General features: G+C 61.7%; 12 protein-coding genes, 1 other RNA gene and 1 pseudogene. 12 read left to right on the forward strand and 2 right to left on the reverse strand.

The genetic code is table 11. The annotated features are described in order from the left end of the window. Positions 1 to 184 precede the first annotated feature (184 nt). From IF189_RS09340 to IF189_RS09370, 7 genes are all read left to right on the forward strand, one after another. Positions 185 to 844, forward strand: a complete 660-nt coding sequence (locus IF189_RS09340) for a GntR family transcriptional regulator (RefSeq protein WP_007952019.1) — start codon at positions 185 to 187, stop codon at positions 842 to 844. Between the two features lie 2 nt (positions 845 to 846). After that, a complete protein-coding gene (smc, locus tag IF189_RS09345; protein ID WP_192553155.1) occupies positions 847 to 4,335 on the forward strand; it encodes a chromosome segregation protein SMC in 3,489 nt (1,162 codons plus the stop codon). 258 nt (positions 4,336 to 4,593) lie between these two features. Then, entirely contained in the window at positions 4,594 to 5,460 is an 867-nt protein-coding gene (gene zipA, locus IF189_RS09350) for a cell division protein ZipA (protein WP_192553156.1), read from the forward strand. A gap of 87 nt (positions 5,461 to 5,547) precedes the next feature. Further along, positions 5,548 to 7,905 (forward strand): NAD-dependent DNA ligase LigA, encoded by a 2,358-nt coding sequence (ligA, locus tag IF189_RS09355; protein ID WP_134826015.1) that lies wholly within the window; start codon positions 5,548 to 5,550, stop codon positions 7,903 to 7,905. Positions 7,906 to 7,973: 68 nt separating this feature from the next. Beyond that, complete coding sequence (locus tag IF189_RS09360; RefSeq protein WP_192553157.1) at positions 7,974 to 9,140, forward strand: putative zinc-binding metallopeptidase; 1,167 nt, start codon at positions 7,974 to 7,976, stop codon at positions 9,138 to 9,140. Positions 9,141 to 9,251: 111 nt separating this feature from the next. Next, an RNA gene (gene ffs, locus IF189_RS09365) (signal recognition particle sRNA small type) lies at positions 9,252 to 9,348 on the forward strand. Between the two features lie 230 nt (positions 9,349 to 9,578). Further along, entirely contained in the window at positions 9,579 to 11,534 is a 1,956-nt protein-coding gene (locus IF189_RS09370) for a hypothetical protein (RefSeq protein ID WP_192553158.1), read from the forward strand. Positions 11,535 to 11,551: 17 nt separating this feature from the next. Here the strand turns inward: IF189_RS09370 and IF189_RS09375 are convergent. Further along, positions 11,552 to 12,300: pseudogene (locus IF189_RS09375) on the reverse strand (substrate-binding periplasmic protein). Positions 12,301 to 12,445: 145 nt separating this feature from the next. Between IF189_RS09375 and dnaX the strand changes: the two are divergent. From dnaX to IF189_RS09400, 5 genes are all read left to right on the forward strand, one after another. Next, positions 12,446 to 14,530, forward strand: a complete 2,085-nt coding sequence (gene dnaX, locus IF189_RS09380; protein WP_192553159.1) for a DNA polymerase III subunit gamma/tau — start codon at positions 12,446 to 12,448, stop codon at positions 14,528 to 14,530. 67 nt (positions 14,531 to 14,597) lie between these two features. Further along, positions 14,598 to 14,936, forward strand: coding sequence for a YbaB/EbfC family nucleoid-associated protein (locus IF189_RS09385; protein WP_007951650.1), 339 nt, complete (start codon positions 14,598 to 14,600; stop codon positions 14,934 to 14,936). A gap of 148 nt (positions 14,937 to 15,084) precedes the next feature. Next, positions 15,085 to 16,119, forward strand: coding sequence for an NADP-dependent oxidoreductase (locus IF189_RS09390; RefSeq protein ID WP_192553160.1), 1,035 nt, complete (start codon positions 15,085 to 15,087; stop codon positions 16,117 to 16,119). Between the two features lie 66 nt (positions 16,120 to 16,185). Continuing rightward, the gene (gene recR / locus IF189_RS09395; RefSeq protein WP_085711931.1) at positions 16,186 to 16,788 is read left to right on the forward strand and encodes a recombination mediator RecR; all 603 of its coding nucleotides are present in this window, start codon (positions 16,186 to 16,188) and stop codon (positions 16,786 to 16,788) included. Between the two features lie 71 nt (positions 16,789 to 16,859). Then, positions 16,860 to 18,008 carry an acyl-CoA dehydrogenase family protein gene (locus IF189_RS09400; RefSeq protein ID WP_192553161.1) on the forward strand — a complete coding sequence of 383 codons (1,149 nt, stop codon included), beginning with the start codon at positions 16,860 to 16,862 and terminating at the stop codon, positions 18,006 to 18,008. Positions 18,009 to 18,142: 134 nt separating this feature from the next. Here the strand turns inward: IF189_RS09400 and IF189_RS09405 are convergent, their stop codons facing one another. Further along, positions 18,143 to 18,691, reverse strand: coding sequence for an adenine phosphoribosyltransferase (locus IF189_RS09405; protein WP_003223345.1), 549 nt, complete (start codon positions 18,689 to 18,691; stop codon positions 18,143 to 18,145). Positions 18,692 to 18,740: the final 49 nt, after the last annotated feature.

Genomic DNA, 18,740 nt, shown 5'->3' on the forward strand with positions numbered 1-18,740 from the left:
GACTTAAAGGTCAGGAAAAGCCGTTTTGTCGCTTTGCAACGTGTCTCTTCAGTATTGACCCTCATTGGATCAAGCGCTTTTTTGCGGGATTCGTGCCAAAAACCGCTGTGCGGGCACTCCGCCATGAACGCGCATTGCGCTACACTGCGCCGCTTGTGCAGATCGAAGAGTTTGAAGGACAACCATGACGTTCAAGGCGCCGGACAGCCTCGCCGAGCAAATCGCTCACCACCTCGCCGAACGGATCATTCGCGGCGAAATGAAGCCGGGAGAGCGTATCCAGGAACAGAAGGTCACGCTGGCGCTGAACGTCAGCCGCGGCTCGGTCCGCGAAGCCTTGCTGATCCTCGAGCGCCGTCATCTGATCGCGATCCTGCCGCGCCGCGGCGCCCACGTCACTGAGCTGACGGCGCACAAGGTGCAAAGCCTGTGCACGTTGATGAGCGAGCTGTACATCCTGCTCGGCAACGCAGTGGCCAATGGCTGGCAAGTCCAGTCCGACATGGCGCCGTTCGTGCAGATCCAGCAGCGCCTGACCGCCAGCTACGAGCGTCAGGACATCCGCACCTTCGTCGACGACAGCTTCAACGTGATGCGCGCCGCGTACCCGTTCGCCAACAACCCGTACCTGCAGGAAACCGTCGAAAACCTGCAACCGGCCATGAGCCGTGCGTACTTCCTCGCGCTGGAACAGCGCAAGGCCGAAATGAGCGAGTTCCTCGAACTGTTCGAGCGCTTGCTGGCCGCCGTCCTCGCCCGTGACCTGCCGCAGATCCGCATCGTGCTGACGGCTTACGCCCAGCGCAGCTGCGATCTGGTGGTGTCCGCCCTGACGGTTGCCTGACCTTGCGCCTCAAGTGCATCAAGCTGGCGGGGTTCAAATCCTTCGTCGACCCGACCACGGTGAACTTCCCCAGCAACATGGCGGCGGTCGTCGGGCCGAACGGTTGCGGCAAGTCGAACATCATCGACGCCGTACGCTGGGTGATGGGCGAAAGCTCGGCGAAGAACCTGCGCGGCGAGTCGATGACCGACGTCATCTTCAACGGCTCGACCAGCCGCAAACCGGTGAGCCAGGCGAGCATCGAGCTGGTGTTCGACAACTCCGACGGCACGCTGCTGGGCGAGTGGGCGGCGTACGCGGAAATTTCGATCCGCCGCAAAGTGACCCGCGACAGCCAGACCACTTATTACCTCAACGGCGCCAAATGCCGTCGTCGCGACATCACCGACATCTTCCTCGGCACCGGCCTCGGCCCGCGCAGCTACTCGATCATCGAGCAGGGGATGATCTCCAAGCTGATCGAGTCCAAACCGGAAGATCTGCGTAACTTCATCGAAGAAGCCGCGGGTATTTCCAAGTACAAGGAGCGCCGGCGCGAGACCGAAAACCGCATCCGCCGCACCCACGAAAACCTTGCCCGTCTGACCGACCTGCGCGAAGAGCTCGAACGTCAGCTCGAACGCTTGCACCGCCAGGCCGAGGCCGCGAGGAAGTATCAGGAATTCAAGGCCGAAGAGCGTCAGCTCAAGGCGCAACTGTCGGCCCTGCGCTGGCAGGATCTGAACGATCAGGTCGGCCAGCGCGAATCGATCATCGGTAACCAGGAAATCAGCTTCGAAGCGCTGGTCGCCGAGCAACGCAACGCCGACGCTGCCATTGAACGCCTGCGCGACGGTCACCATGACCTGTCCGAGCGCTTCAATCTGGTGCAAGGGCGCTTCTATTCGGTCGGCGGCGACATCGCCCGGGTCGAGCAGAGCATCCAGCACGGCCAACAGCGCTTGCGCCAATTGCAGGACGACCTGAAAGAAGCCGAGCGTGCGCGCCTCGAAACCGAATCGCATTTGGGCCACGACCGCACCTTGCTGCTGACCCTCGGCGAAGAGCTCGATCAACTGACCCCCGAGCAGGAAATCACCAACGCCGCCGCCGAAGAAGCCGCCGCAGCGCTGGAAGATTCCGAAACCGTCATGCACGGTTGGCAGGAGCAGTGGGACGCCTTCAACCTGACCGCCGCCGAACCGCGCCGTCAGGCCGAAGTGCAGCAGTCGCGCATCCAGCAGCTGGAAACCAGCATGGAGCGTCTGGCGGATCGGCAAAAACGTCTGGGCGAAGAGCGCGCGCTGCTCTCGGCCGATCCGGAAGACGCGGCGATCATGGAACTCAGCGAGCAGCTCGCCGAGTCCGAAGCCACCCTTGAAGATCTGCAGACCAGTGAAGAAGCCCAGGTCGAAAAACTCGAGCAACTGCGCCAGGAATTGCAGCAAGCGCTGACCGCACAGCAACAGGCGCAGGGTGATTTGCAGCGGCTCAACGGTCGCCTCGCATCGCTTGAAGCCTTGCAGCAGGCCGCGCTCGATCCGGGCACCGGCACCGCCGAATGGCTGAAGGAACACAACCTCGCCGAACGCCCGCGTCTGGCCGAAGGCCTGAAGGTCGAGGCCGGTTGGGAGCTGGCGGTGGAAACCGTGCTCGGTGCCGACCTGCAAGCGGTGTTGGTGGATGATTTCGCTGGTTTCGATTTGTCCGGTTTTGCCCAGGGCGATCTGCGTTTGCTCAGCCCCGGCAATGACGGCGTGCGCGTGGCCGGCAGCCTGCTGGACAAGGTCGAGGCACAGGTGGATCTGTCGCCATGGCTGGGTCAGGTCAATCCGGTCGACAGCCTTGAGCAGGCACTGGCTTTGCGCGGCCAATTGGCTGCCGGCCAGAGCCTGATCAGTCGCGACGGTTACTGGGTCGGTCGGCACTTCCTGCGGGTACGCCGCGCCAGCGAAGCCGAAAGCGGCATGCTTGCGCGCGGCCAGGAAATCGAATCGTTGCATGCGGAACGCGAAGAGCGCGAAGCCACGGTCGAAGCCATGGAAACCCGTCTGCAAACCCTGCGCGCGCAACAGCGTCAGCAGGAAAACGGTCGCGAACATCTGCGTCGTTTGCTGCAGGACGAAGCTCGTCAGCAAGGTGAATTGAAAGCTCAACTGTCCGCCGGCAAAGCCAAGGCCGAGCAGTTGACGCTGCGTCGTACTCGTCTCGACGAAGAACTGGTCGAGCTCGCCGAGCAGCGCGAACTGGAACACGAAAACATCGGCGAAGCGCGGATCCAGTTACAGGACGCCCTCGACGCCATGGCCCTCGACACCGAGCAGCGCGAGTTGCTGCTGGCCCAGCGCGACAGCCTGCGCGAACGCCTCGACCGCGTGCGTCAGGAGGCTCGTCAGCACAAGGACCACGCCCATCAATTGGCCGTGCGTCTTGGCTCGCTGCGCGCACAACACGATTCGACCCGCCAGGCCCTTGAGCGTCTGGAAATGCAGGCCGAGCGCCTCACTGAAAAACGTGAACAGCTCAGCCTGAATCTGGAGGAGGGCGAGGCGCCGCTGGAAGAGCTGCGCCTCAAACTTGAAGAGTTGCTCGACAAGCGCATGAGCGTCGACGACGAACTCAAGACTGCTCAAATCGCCCTGGAAGACGCCGACCGCGAACTGCGCGACGCGGAAAAGCGCCGGACCCAGGCCGAGCAGCAATCGCAATTGATCCGTGGCCAGCTCGAACAGCAACGCATGGAATGGCAGGCCCTGACCGTGCGCCGCAAGGCCCTGCAGGATCAACTGCTGGAAGACGGCTACGATTTGCACGGCGTGCTCGATACCTTGAACGCCGAGGCCAGCGAGAAGGAGGCCGAAGAAGAACTGGAACGCATCGCCGCACGTATTCAGCGCCTGGGCGCGATCAACCTCGCGGCGATCGACGAATACACGCAACAATCCGAGCGTAAACGTTATCTGGATGCCCAGGACGCCGATCTGGTGGAAGCCCTGGAGACGCTGGAAAACGTCATCCGCAAGATCGACAAGGAAACCCGTAACCGTTTCAAAGATACCTTTGATCAGATCAATGGCGGTTTACAGGCGCTTTTCCCGAAAGTTTTCGGTGGAGGACGCGCGTATTTGGAACTGACGGGCGAAGATCTACTCGATACAGGGGTGACGATCATGGCGCAGCCGCCCGGAAAGAAGAACAGCACCATCCATTTGCTGTCCGGCGGCGAAAAAGCCCTGACCGCACTGGCACTGGTTTTTGCGATCTTCAAGTTGAATCCGGCGCCGTTCTGCATGCTCGATGAGGTTGACGCGCCACTGGATGACGCTAACGTTGGACGCTACGCACGCTTGGTCAAAGAGATGTCGCAGACCGTGCAGTTCATCTATATCACCCACAACAAGATCGCCATGGAAATGGCCGAGCAGTTGATGGGCGTGACGATGCACGAGCCGGGATGTTCGCGACTGGTAGCCGTGGATGTCGAGGAGGCGATGGCGATGGTGGATGCCTGAGCCGGCGCTGTCGGAAAAGGTATTTGCAGTCTGTAGGACATATTTACCGGCTTCGACTTGCTGGCCAATCGACATAATCGCGCAAGCCAATGAGACAGACGGTGTAAAGTTGTCTTTGGTCGTGCTAGTTTAATGTCAATTTTTCGTATACGTGGGCAAAACGCCTGTCAGAACATAGAGTTGGCGCCACGTTTTAAAGCGGTTTGCACAGTGTAAACCCCTTATTTTTCAGCATTTTTTATAGAGGCACGGGATTACATGGAAATCGGTCTGCGCGAGTGGCTGATCGTCATCGGCATCATTGTGATAGCCGGTATTCTTTTCGATGGCTGGCGCCGTATGCGCGGCGGCAAGGGAAAACTGAAATTCCGTCTTGACCGAAGTCTGTCCAACCTGCCGGACGAGGACACCAGCGCCGAGCTGTTGGGCCCGGCCCGCGTGCTGGATACCCATAAAGAGCCGCAACTGGACGAACATGATCTGCCATCGGTGAGCATGCCGGCCCGCGAACCACGCGAGCCTCGCGAATCCGGTTCCAAGCGCGGCAAGCGTGGCAACAACGGTCCGGCGCAAGGTGACCTGAACCTCGATCTGGACCTGGACGGCGGCCCGAGCTTCAGCAGCCGTGACGATGACTTCATCGAGCCGGTCGCCAAGTCGTCGCCGACCGTTGCCGACAAGGATCAGCCGCAAGCCGAAGAAGTACTGGTGATCAGCGTGATCTGCCGCGATCCGGCCGGCTTCAAGGGCCCGGCACTGCTGCAGAACATTCTGGAAAGCGGTCTGCGTTTCGGCGAGATGGACATTTTCCACCGTCACGAAAGCATGGCCGGCAACGGCGAAGTGCTGTTCTCCATGGCCAACGCGGTCAAGCCGGGCATCTTTGATCTGGACGACATCGACCATTTCAGCACCCCGGCAGTGAGCTTCTTCCTTGGCCTGCCGGGTCCGCGTCATCCGAAGCAGGCCTTCGACGTGATGGTCGCGGCAGCCCGCAAGCTGTCCCAGGAACTGAACGGCGAGTTGAAAGATGACCAGCGCAGCGTCCTGACCGCGCAGACCATCGAGCACTACCGTCAGCGCATCGTCGAATTCGAACGTCGCGCCCTGACCCAGAAGCGTTGATTGAAAAGGTTGCCTCGCAATAAAGGGGCAATCGGCAAAATAGATTGAGCAGCCTCGGCTGCTCTTTTGCTTTATGAGAGAACACCCATGACTGCCGCCAAAGACCGCATTCTAGAGCTGCGCGCTGAACTCGATCAGCACAACTACCGTTACCACGTCCTCGATGAGCCGAGCATTCCGGATGCCGAGTACGACCGGTTGTTCCACGAGCTCAAGGCGCTGGAAGCGGCCAACCCGGAACTGATCACCAGCGACTCGCCGACCCAGCGCGTCGGCAGCGTGGCGCTGACCGCATTCACTCAGGTGCGTCACGAAGTACCGATGCTCAGCCTCGGCAACGCCTTCGAAGAAACCGACATGCGCGAGTTCGACCGCCGGGTGACCGAAGGTCTGGACCTGCCGGCCGGTGATCTGTTCGGTGGTGGCGCGGCGGTGGAATACAGTTGCGAGCCGAAACTCGATGGCCTGGCGGTCAGCCTGCTGTATCAGGACGGCGTGCTGGTGCGCGGCGCCACGCGCGGCGACGGCACCACCGGCGAAGACATCAGCGTCAACGTGCGCACGGTGCGCAACATCCCGCTGAAGCTGCACGGCGAAGGCTGGCCGGCGACCCTGGAAGTGCGCGGCGAAGTGTTCATGTCCAAGGCCGGTTTCGAACGCCTCAACGCTTCGCAACTGGAGGTCGGCGGCAAGACCTTCGCCAACCCGCGCAACGCGGCGGCCGGCAGCTTGCGTCAGCTGGATTCGAAGATCACCGCCAACCGCCCGCTGGAATTCTGCTGCTACGGCATCGGCCAGGTGTCCCACGACATCTCCGACACACACATCGGCAATCTCAAGCAACTGCAAGCCTGGGGCATGCCGATCAGCCATGAACTGAAACTGGCCAAAGGCATTGGCGAATGCCTGGATTACTACCGCGATATCGGTGAGCGCCGCAACTCGCTGGCCTATGAAATCGACGGCGTGGTGTTCAAGGTCAACAGCATTGCCGACCAGCGCGAACTGGGCTTCCGCGCCCGCGAACCGCGCTGGGCCATCGCCCACAAATTCCCGGCCATGGAAGAACTCACCGAACTGCTCGACGTGGAATTCCAGGTCGGCCGTACCGGCGCCGTCACACCGGTGGCGCGCTTGAAACCAGTGAAGGTTGCCGGCGTCACCGTGGCCAACGCCACACTGCACAACATGGACGAAGTCGCGCGGCTGGGCCTGATGATCGGCGACACGGTGATCATTCGTCGCGCCGGTGACGTGATCCCGCAAGTGGTGCAAGTGGTCATCGATCGTCGCCCGGAAGATGCGCGGCCGGTGCAGATCCCCGAGAGCTGCCCGGTCTGCGGCTCCCACGTCGAGCGCACGCAACTGGTCAAGCGCAGCAAGGGCAAGGAAACCATCAGCGAGGGCGCGGTGTATCGCTGCGTCGGCCGACTGGCCTGCGGTGCGCAGCTCAAGCAGGCGATCATTCACTTCGTTTCCCGTCGGGCGATGGATATCGAAGGCCTCGGTGACAAGAGCGTCGAGCAGTTGGTGGACGAAGGCCTGGTCAGTTCGCCAGCCGATCTCTACGCGCTGAAGTTCGACGACATCGTCGACCTGGAAGGCTTTGCCGAGGTGTCGAGCAACAAGCTGCTGGCCGCCATCGAAGACAGCAAGAAACCGGGCCTGGCGCGCTTCATCTACGCGTTGGGCATCCCGGATGTCGGCGAAGAGACCGCCAAGGTGCTGGCCCGCTCGCTGGGGTCGCTGGAGCGCGTCAAGCAAGCCTTGCCGCAAGTGCTGACGTACCTGCCGGACATCGGCCTGGAAGTGGCGCATGAAATCCACAGCTTCTTTGAAGATGCGCACAACCAGCAGGTGATTACCGAATTGCTGGGCCATGGTTTGCAGATTCAGGATCAGGGCGAACTGGGCGCAGAGTTTGCCGCCAGCACCACGTTGGGTGGCTTCCTCGACAAGATGCACATTCCTTCGGTGGGGCCGGGCGGGGCGCAGAAACTGGCAGACAAGTTCGAAACGCTGGAAGGGGTGATGAACGCTGACTGGCTGGACATGCGCCAGGCATTGCCGGAGAAGCAGGCGAACTCGGTGCGTGAGTTTTTCGAACTGCCCGAGCATCGGCAATTGGCGGAAAGTGCCGAGAAGCAACTGCGCGATTTCGGCATGCACTGGCAGAGCGAAAAGAAAGTCGTCGAAGGCCTGCCGCTGGCCGGAGAAACCTGGGTACTGACCGGCAAGGTCGAGCTGATGAGTCGCGACGTCGCCAAGGAACACCTGGAAAGCCTCGGCGCCAAGGTCGCCGGCTCCGTGTCGGCCAAGACCCACTGCGTGGTCGCGGGGCCGGGCGCCGGGTCGAAGCTGACCAAGGCTAACGAGCTGGGCGTGAAGGTCATGGACGAAGAGGCGTTTATCGCGTTCCTGAAAGGACACGGCATTTCCGCCTGACGCAACACGCGGGAACGATCGACTCGCGGGAATGATCTAGTCTTGGCAAGCCCCAGGGAGAGATCGCCATGTACCGCTTTTTCGAGCAGTTGAGTTCCCGCATCGTCGCGCCGTTCATGTGCGAATCCTCGCGCAACAGCAAAGTCTGGCCGTGCCGCTGCGGCCAGTCGCTGTTCTTTCGCAACAGTCAGTGCCTGGCCTGCAATGCGGCGTTGGGTTATCAACCGGAGCACAGTCGGCTGACCTCGCTGCAACCGGGGCCGCAAGAGGGCACCTGGACGCTGGATGCCGCCCCCGAGGCCGGCCTGTTCCGGCGTTGTGCCAATCTCGATACCCCGGCGGCCTGCAACTGGCTGCTGCCCGCCAACGATCACGACACCCTGTGCGCGGCCTGCGATCTGAATCGCACCATTCCCGATCTGTCCCTCCCGGAAAACTCCGAACGCTGGCGCAAGGTGGAAATCGCCAAGCGGCGACTGGTGGCGCAACTGATCAGCCTTGGTCTGCCGGTCGTCCCGAAAACGGTCGATGAAGACACCGGCCTAGCCTTCGATTTCATCGGCGTCGATCTGGAAGGTAATGCACCAATGACCGGCCACGCCAACGGCCTGATCACCCTCGACATCGCAGAAGCCGACGACGCCCACCGCGAACAGGTCCGGGCGCAGATGCATGAACCCTATCGCACATTGCTCGGGCATTTTCGCCATGAGGTCGGGCATTACTACTGGGATCGACTGATCGCCAACGGCCCGTGGCTCGGTTCGTTCCGCAACCTGTTCGGCGACGAACGCGCCAGTTATGCCGAGGCGCTGGAGCGGCACTATCAACAGGGTGCGCCGGCGGACTGGTCGCAGCATTACGTCAGCGCCTACGCCACCATGCACCCGTGGGAAGACTGGGCGGAAACCTGGGCCCATTACCTGCACATGATGGATGCGGTGGACACTGCGCTGGGTTTCGGCATGAGCGCCCGGGAGATGGACCTCGATTACCAGCCGTTTCCGTCGAGCACGTTGTACGACCCCGAACATCCCGGCGGCGCGGCGTTCCTGTCCTTCGTCAACGCGTGGATCGAACTGGCCGGCATGCTCAATGAGCTGTCGCGCAGCATGGGCCAGCCGGATTTCTATCCGTTCGTGTTGCCGCCGGCGGCAATCGCCAAGCTGCACTTCATTCATCTGGTGATCCAGCAAGAGGGCGGTCGCGCGGACGAGGTGCTTCAGGCGCAATAGCAAGTGCTTGAAGCCCTTCATATTTTTTATCTACAACCAGCGGTTGTAACTTCGTCTCAGATAGGTACAATGGCGCGGCTCGCCGACAGGTGAGCGTCGTTATGGTGACCCTATCGGTCCCCCCGCAACGATTACCCGTGAACCTGGTCAGAGCCGGAAGGCAGCAGCCACAGCGGGAACATTGTGTGCCGGGGTGTGGCTGGTAGGGTTACCACCTTAACGAACATCGAACGAATCAACGCCGAACTGCATGGGTTTCGCCCACTGCGGTTTTTTTATGCCTGCGATTTGGCGGTTCGTTCCCAAACCCCTGCTCGCGCGGGCGCCGACACGGGGTAATCATTTGCTCTCCAATCCCGCATACTCGCAGCCACCGAAATAAATGAAGAGTCTGGCCAGGATCGACCAAGTAGGTTTGTGCCCTGGCCGCGAGGTTTTATGCTCCCGGAACATTCCGATCTATCCAGCCCCGTGTTCTTGCCCGTCACGGATGAAACCTGCGCAAACCTGTTGCAGGCGAGTGGCACCAAAGCCCTCGAAGCCCTGACCGATCCGGAGTTGGCGGCAGTGCTGGTCATCCAGAATCTGGTGCAGACGACAGAGCAGGATCTCGGTGCCGTGGCGGCAGAAAAGATTCTGGCCAAGCTCTTGTCCTGGGCTGCCGAAAAGCGACAGTCAACGACGGCGGGCCTGCTGTCGGAAGCACAGCGACTGTTCGACCCGCGCAAACTGTATTTCGGCCTCAAGGTCCTCCAACCGCTGAACCTGCGTTTTCTACTGGCCGAAGAAGTGTCCGCACGCGACTATTTATTGCCCGATGGTCAGTGGGATTTCGAATACAAAGTCCGGCGCCATCGCAGCCATGACCCGTTCAGTCAGCCGATCGTGACGCCCCGGCAGCGCGAGCGCTGGTTGAGCCCGGCACAGGACAAACTGGTCAGGACCTTCCGCGCCAACCTGGACGAAGACCTCCACGTTCAAGGTTACGCGGGGATCGGCAAAAGCCATTTATTGGTAGCGTTGCTGGAACACCTGCGGCCGGAAAAGACCCTGTTGCTGGCGCGCACCCCGGCCAAGCTGGAAGTGCTTCGCCAGCGCATGGTGGGGCCGGGCGAGAAAAAGGCCGGCAAGACCTTCCTGGCGTTTGCCCAGTCGCTGATGCTCGGTCGCAGGCCTCAGGCGGAGGGGACGCGAATCCCGAGCCGGCAGGCGCTGGCGCAGGAACTGAACATCTACGGTTTTCGCCACCACGACGGGCAGGCGACCCTTGAACTTTGCCTGAAGGTGATCGAACGCTACTGCCGCTTCCGAGATCACACCTTTTCCGCGAAGCATCTGCCGCATTTCAACCAGCCGCTCTCCAGCGTGGACGCGCAAGTGTTGCTGGAGTATTCGAGCCGGCTGTGGGGCTACCTCGAGCTCAATCCGGCGTGGGGCAGCCAGACCGGTTTCGAAGCGCTGCTGATGATCAAGCGCGCGTGCATTGCCGGTTGCGTGGTGCCGGCGCGCTACACGCACGTGCTGATCGACGAGAGCCAGGACATTCCCGGCTCGCTGTTGCAGATCATCGAACGCGGCCGCCAGGTGCTGATCACCCTCGGCGACGAGTATCAACAGGCCAGCGGCGTGCCGGTCAAGCGCCACCGTGAGGTTCGCCAAAGTGATATCAGCTATTCCGTGCGCTCGGGCCGCAACGTCGAACGGCTGGTCAACCCGCTGATCGCCCGGCACTCGCAGAAGGGCAAAATTCCGTTCGAAGGCGCCAGTGACGCCGACGTCGTCATCAAGGAGTACCCGGAAGGCTTCGTGCCTTCCGAAGGTTGCGTGGTGCTGACGGCATCGCCGTGGGACACCATGATCTGGGCCATCCACCTGCACGATTCCAACTGCAAGTTCAGATTCCCGGACAAGCGCACCCAGGATGATCTGAAGCATTTCATGGCCACGGCAATCGAGTTGTTCAAGCCGGATTTCTACCGTTCCGAATTCAGCGAAAACGGCGTGCATCCGTACTTCAGCGACCTGCCTGACTGGCAAGCGGTGTGCGACGCCAACCGGTTCGACGAGTCGTTTCTGCAGGTCAGGGCCAAGCTGGAAAACGGCTTCATGATCGCCGACCTGACGCGTCTGAACCGAATGATCGACAGCACTGGAAACGGCTGCATGCTGATGCTGGCGGAAGAGGCGGGAGGCATGGAATTTGACAAGGTGCTGCTGACGCCGGGGCTGCTGACCAACGAGAAATTCAAGGATGCCTACGCGTTCGATCAACGGATCTGCGCCGTGTACATCGCCATCTCCCGCGCCAGGCTGAAGCTCTACGTTCCGTACGATGTGGTTGCTTGGGTCGAGTATCACGAGTACCAGAAATTCCGTGATACGGCGGGGCATTGATCGAGCGATTCAAAAGCTCATGGGGCGCTTTCGGGGGTACCGGTATACAACCGGATAATGTCATCAATCTCCCCCGACATTTTCATCTGCAGCAGCGTCCGTAATATCCTCTGCACCGGCACTTTCGGATCGTTGCTCACGTAACAGCCGACCTGCTGCTCCTGCAACACAGCCACCCCTTGCAGTTGTTGCCCCGGCAGCAGGCGCTGGTTGAACCAGTCCAGGGTCCATTGATTGCTCACGGCGTAGCGGTAGCGACCGGCCAGGAGTTTGTCCAGTACCTGTTCCTGATTGCGTGCGTCTTCGCGCCATAACCGGTCGGCGTCGAACAGCGGTTGCAGCGTGGGGTAGCTGTAGCCGAGCACGGTGCCGATCGACTGGCGGGGCAGGTGGGCCGGATCGACGCTGGAGGGTTGATCCTGGTGGCTGATCAGCAGGTCGCGCTGGAAAAAAGCGGAATGCTCCAGATGTAATCGCCGGACTGGTTCGGCAGCCAGGATTGTGCGGCGTAACAGCGCACGTCGACTTCACCGTGTTCCATGGCGTTCTGCACCCGGGTGCGGGGCAGGACGTGAAATTCTGCCGGTACGCCGACCTGGGTCGCGAGGCTGAGCATCATGTCGTAAAGAATGCCCTGGGTCGGTCGGCCACGTTCGTATTGCACCAGCGGCATCGCCCAGCTGTCGGCCATGGCAAAACGCAGCGGCGGCTGTGCGGCCATCGCGTTCAGGCTGATTCCCAGTATTGCCCCCACGGCCCACCGCATAAATGCTCCGGTAATTCCCGTTCCCGTGCCGACAAATGCCTCCGCCCATGCAGCTTAGCCAGAATAGAAGAGCGCACCGGATGCAATTTTGCCCTTGCTCCGCTAGCATTAGCCGCTTCTGCTTCCTTTGCCGCGACGGTTTTCGATGAGTTATCAGGTTCTTGCACGTAAATGGCGTCCGCGCTCGTTCCGCGAAATGGTCGGCCAGACCCATGTGCTCAAGGCTCTGATCAATGCCTTGGACAGCCAGCGCCTGCACCACGCCTACCTGTTCACCGGGACGCGGGGCGTCGGCAAGACGACGATTGCGCGGATCATCGCCAAATGTCTGAACTGTGAAACAGGTATCACTTCAAGCCCTTGTGGCGAGTGTTCGGTGTGCCGCGAGATCGATGAAGGGCGCTTCGTCGACCTGATCGAGATCGACGCCGCGAGCCGGACCAAGGTCGAGGACACCCGCGAGCTGCTCGACAACGTGCAGTACGCCCCGAGCCGCGGGCGCTTCAAGGTCTACCTGATCGACGAAGTGCACATGCTCTCCAGCCATTCCTTCAATGCGCTGCTGAAAACCCTCGAAGAGCCGCCGCCCTACGTCAAGTTCATCCTGGCGACCACCGACCCGCAGAAACTTCCGGCAACGATTCTGTCGCGATGCCTGCAGTTCTCCCTGAAGAACATGACGCCCGAGCGTGTGGTCGAGCATCTGACCCACGTCCTCACCGCCGAAAACGTACCGTTCGAAGACGACGCCCTGTGGCTGCTCGGCCGTGCGGCCGACGGTTCCATGCGCGACGCCATGAGCCTGACCGACCAGGCCATTGCCTTCGGTGAAGGCAAGGTTCTGGCCACCGACGTACGGGCGATGCTCGGCACGCTGGATCACGGCCAGGTCTATGACGTTCTGCATTCCTTGATCGAAGGTGACGCCAAGGCGTTGCTCGAAGCCGTGCGCCACCTGGCCGAACAAGGGCCGGACTGGAACGGCGTGCTCTCGGAAATTCTCAACGTGCTGCACCGCGTCGCCATCGCCCAGGCCTTGCCGGAAGGTGTCGACAACGGCCACGGCGACCGTGACCGGGTGTTGGCACTGGCCCAGGCCTTGCCGGCCGAAGACGTGCAGTTCTACTACCAGATGGGCCTGATCGGCCGCCGCGACTTGCCGCTGGCGCCGGACCCGCGCGGCGGTTTCGAAATGGTCCTGCTGCGGATGCTGGCCTTCCGGCCGGCGGACACGGCGGATGCCCCGAGGCAACCGCTAAAGCCAGTGGGGATCAGCCAGGCCACAGTTGATTCCGCAAACTCAGTGGCTGCCGCGCCGAAACCTGCGCCGGTAGTTGCTGCGGCTGTTGCGCCGGCTCCGGTGGTTGCACCTGCACCTGCACCTGTTCCTGAGCCCGCGCCGGTTGCCCCGGTGATTGCGCCTGAGCCCGTGCCTGAACCAGAGCCCGAACCGGTCGCTGTCGAGGAAGTCGTCGATCTGCCGTGGAATGACCCGGTAGAACCGGCGCCTGTGCAGCAGCCAGCGGTCGAGCCGGTGCTGGAAACGGCCGCCGAGCAGCCAGAGCTGCCACCGATGCCGCTGCCGACCCCGGACAGCGTCGTGCCGGATGCCCCTGAATGGGCCGCTGCGCCGATCCCTGAGCCGTCCGTGGCCGAAGTCGATGCCTTTACGCCAGGCATGGACATGGACGACGAGCCGCCGCTGGACGAGGACTACATCGAGCCGGACATGGATTCGGCCTACAGCTACCTCGACGATCTGGCCAGTGAACACGCGGCTGATCCGGTTCCGGAGCCCGAGCCGGAACCCGCCGCCGCGCCGGCCACCGGTCTGGCCCTGCAATGGCTGGAGCTGTTCCCAAAACTGCCGATTTCCGGCATGACCGGCAGCATCGCCGCCAACTGCACGCTGATCGCGGTCGATGGCGACAACTGGCTGATGCACCTGGACCCGGCCCACAGCGCCTTGTTCAACGCCACTCAGCAGCGCCGTCTGAACGATGCCTTGAATCAGTATCACGGTCGTACGCTGAACCTGAGCATGGAGCTGATCAAGCCCGAGCAGGAAACCCCGGCCCAGGCCGCATCCCGGCGCCGTGCCAACCGTCAGCGCGAGGCGGAGGAATCGATCCACGGCGATCCGTTCATCCAGCAGATGGTCCAGCAGTTCGGTGCGGTCGTGCGACACGATACTATTGAACCTGTCGACGCCCTGGTCAGTCAGGGCTAATAACTGAAGGCGTTCGGCTGAAATGGCCGGGCGCTGTATTGATCCAAGTACTTTTGAGGTGATTACCATGATGAAAGGTGGCATGGCCGGCCTGATGAAGCAGGCGCAGCAGATGCAGGAAAAAATGGCCAAGATGCAGGAAGAGCTGGCCAACGCAGAAGTCACCGGCAAGGCCGGCGGCGATCTGGTCACCGTGGTGATGACCGGCCGTCATGACGTGAAAAAAGTCAGCATCGATCCAAGCGTGCTGCCGGGCCTGGACGAAGACGACCGTGAAGTGGTCGAAGATCTGGTGGCCGCTGCCGTCAACGCCGCCGTGCGTCAGATCGAAGCCAACAGCCAGGCGAAAATGGGCAGCATGACCGCTGGCATGAACCTGCCGGCCGGTATGAAACTGCCGTTCTGATTCGCCTTGGCGGGTTGGATGAGCTACAAAAAATGCCAGGCATCGCGCCTGGCATTTTTGTTTCCGGCTGACGAAACATCGAACGCGCAATAGCTGCAACGGTCTGCTCCCTATACCACCGAATTCACTATTCACAGGAGACGCTGACATGTCCGACCCTCTCACTCTCAACCAACGCTTCGTGCTGGCCTCGCGGCCGGTGGGCGCGCCGACGCCCGAGAACTTCCGTCTGGAGCGCGAGGCGTTGCCGGATCTTGAAGACGGCCAGTTGTTGCTCAAGACCCTTTACCTGTCGCTCGATCCCTACATGCGCGGGCGTATGAGCGACGCTCCGTCCTACGCGGCGCCGGTACAAATCGGCGAGGTGATGACCGGCGGGGCTGTCAGCCGGGTCGAACAATCGCGTCATCCGAAATTCCAGGTCGGCGATCTGGTGGTCGGCGCTACGGGCTGGCAAAGCCACAGCCTCAGCGACGGGCGCAATATCATCCCGATCCCGTCCGGGCTGCCGAGCCCGTCGATGGCCCTCGGTGTGCTGGGCATGCCGGGCATGACCGCTTACATGGGGCTGATGGATATTGGCCAGCCGAAAGCAGGGGAGACCCTGGTAGTCGCTGCTGCGTCGGGCGCGGTCGGCTCGGTGGTGGGTCAGGTCGCCAAGATCAAAGGCCTGCGCGCCGTCGGCGTGGCCGGAGGGGCCGAGAAGTGCAAGTACGTGGTCGAGGAGTTGGGTTTCGACGCCTGTATCGATCACAAGGCGCCTGACTTTGCCGAACAACTGGCCAAGGCCTGCCCGAAAGGCATCGACATCTATTACGAGAACGTCGGCGGTCATGTCTTTGATGCGGTCGTCCCGTTGCTCAATCCCAAGGCGCGGATCCCGTTGTGCGGCCTGATTGCCGGCTACAACGCCACGGAAGCGCCGAAAGGCCCGGATCGCTTGCCTGCCTTGCAACGCACCCTGCTGACCAAGCGTGTACGCATTCAGGGCTTCATCGTGTTCGACGACTACGGCGACCGTCAGCCGGAATTCATCAGCGCCATGGTGCCGTGGGTGCGCGATGGCAAGGTGAAATTCCGCGAAGACGTGGTCAATGGCCTGGAGCAGGCGCCGCAGGCGTTTATCGGTCTACTGGAGGGGCGCAACTTCGGCAAACTGGTGGTGCGGGTCGCCCAGGACTGAGGATTTGACGCTGGCCGGAGGCGCGGGTATAAACCGCGTCTCGTTGTTTTGTCGGACTTTTTCCCCATGAGCTTCAGCCCTTTGATTCGCCAACTGATCGACGCCCTGCGAATTCTGCCGGGCGTGGGTCAGAAAACTGCCCAGCGTATGGCGTTGCAGTTGCTCGAACGTGACCGCAGCGGCGGTACGCGCCTGGCCCAGGCCTTGAGCCAGGCCATGGAAGGGGTCGGACACTGCCGTCAGTGCCGCACGCTGACCGAAGACGATCTGTGCCCGCAATGCGCCGACACGCGCCGTGACGACACGCTGCTGTGCGTGGTGGAAGGGCCGATGGACGTCTATGCGGTCGAGCAGACCGGATTCCGCGGGCGCTACTTCGTGCTCAAGGGGCACCTGTCGCCGCTGGATGGTTTGGGTCCGGAGGCCATCGGCATTCCGCAGTTGATGGCGCGGATCGAAGAGGCGGGCACCTTCACCGAAGTCATCCTTGCCACCAACCCGACCGTGGAAGGTGAAGCGACCGCGCACTACATCGCGCAATTGCTCAACAACAAAGGCCTGATCGCCTCGCGCATTGCTCACGGCGTACCGCTGGGTGGCGAACTGGAACTGGTGGACGGCGGCACGCTGGCGCACTCGTTTGCCGGGCGCAAGCCGATTTCTCTCTGAGCCACACAATCCTGTTGAAAACCAAGCAAGCGCTCGGTTAAGTTCGGCGAACCCTTCCATGGAGTTCGCCGATGCCCGCCTTCCAGGAATACTTCGACCCCAGCCACCAAATGGTCCGCGACAGCGTCAGACGTTTCGTCGAGCGCGAGATCCTGCCGGACATCGATGTGTGGGAAGAAGCCGAAAGTTTCCCCCGTGAGCTGTACTTCAAGGCCGGTGCGGCCGGCATCCTCGGCATCGGTTATCCCGAAGCGCTGGGCGGCAGTCACGAAGGTGACCTGTTCGCCAAGATCGCCGCCAGCGAAGAACTGATGCGTTGCGGCTCTGGCGGCCTGGTGGCCGGGCTCGGCTCACTGGATATCGGCTTGCCGCCCATCGTCAAATGGGCCCGCCCCGAAGTGCGTGATCGCGTCGTACCTCTGGTACTCAGCGGCGAGAAGATCAGCGCGCTGGCGGTGACCGAGCCGGGCGGCGGCTCCGACGTCGCCAACCTGCAGACCCGCGCCGTACGAGATGGCGATCACTATCGGGTCAGCGGCAGCAAAACCTTCATCACCAGTGGCGTACGCGCGGATTACTACACCGTCGCGGTGCGTACCGGCGCGCCGGGTTTTGGCGGCATCAGCCTGCTGCTGATCGAGAAGGGCACGCCGGGTTTCACCGTCGGCCGGCAGTTGAAGAAAATGGGCTGGTGGGCGTCGGACACGGCTGAATTGTTCTTCGACGATTGCCGGGTGCCTGTGGGAAACCTGATCGGCGCGGAGAACATGGGGTTCGCCTGCATCATGGGCAACTTCCAGAGCGAGCGTCTGGCGTTGGCGCTGATGGCCAACATGACCGCGCAACTGGCGCTGGAAGAGAGCCTGAAGTGGGCGAAGGAGCGGCAGGCGTTCGGCAAGCCCATTGGCAAGTTCCAGGTGATCAAGCATCGTCTCGCGGAAATGGCCACGGCGCTGGAAGTCTCCCGGGAGTTCACCTACCGGCAGGCGGCGAAGATGGCGGCGGGGCAGAGCGTGATCAAGGAAATCTCCATGGCCAAGAACTTCGCCACGGACACCTCGGACCGCATCACCACCGAAGCGGTGCAGATTCTCGGCGGGCTGGGTTACATGCGCGAAAGCCTGGTGGAGCGGCTGTATCGGGATAATCGCATCCTGTCGATTGGCGGCGGGACGCGGGAAGTGATGAACGAGATCATCAGCAAGCAGATGGGGCTTTGATCCTGGGTGTTGCGGCTGGCCCCATCGCGGGCAAGCCCGCTCCCACAGTTATCTCGGTCGTTCACAAATATTGTGTACCCCCAAAAAACTGTGGGAGCTGGCTTGCCAGCGATGGCGTCAGTTCAGGCGCAGAATTACTTATCAGTCAACGCAAACTGCGTCAGGCAGAACGTAGGAATCCCCATGTCCTCCAGACGCTGCGAACCACCCAGCTCCGGCAGATCGATGATCGCAGCCGCTTCATGAACGCGGGCGCCCATGCGGCGGATCAGGTTGGCCGCCGCGATCAGCGTGCCGCCGGTGGCGATCAGGTCATCGAACATCACCACCGAATCGCCTTCGCACAGGCTGTCGGCGTGCACTTCGAGGAACGCTTCGCCGTACTCGGTCGCGTAGCCTTCAGCCAGCACGTCCGCCGGCAGTTTGCCTTGCTTGCGGAACAGCACCAGCGGCTTGTTCAGCTGATAGGCCAGCACCGAACCGATCAGGAAACCACGCGCGTCCATCGCGCCGATGTGGGTGAAATCGGCTTCCACATAACGGTGGGCGAAGCTGTCCATCACCAGGCGCAGGGCCTTGGGTGACTGGAACAGCGGGGTGATGTCGCGAAAGATCACGCCCGGTTTCGGGAAATCGATCACAGGGCGGATCAGGGATTTGATGTCGAAGGAGTCGAAGACCATCGTCGAGGTGTCCTGGCAGGGCTGCAAACGGCGCAGTATACCCGCGGCT

Source organism: Pseudomonas sp. IzPS59 (assembly GCF_014863505.1).
GTDB classification, from domain to species: domain Bacteria; phylum Pseudomonadota; class Gammaproteobacteria; order Pseudomonadales; family Pseudomonadaceae; genus Aquipseudomonas; species Aquipseudomonas kribbensis.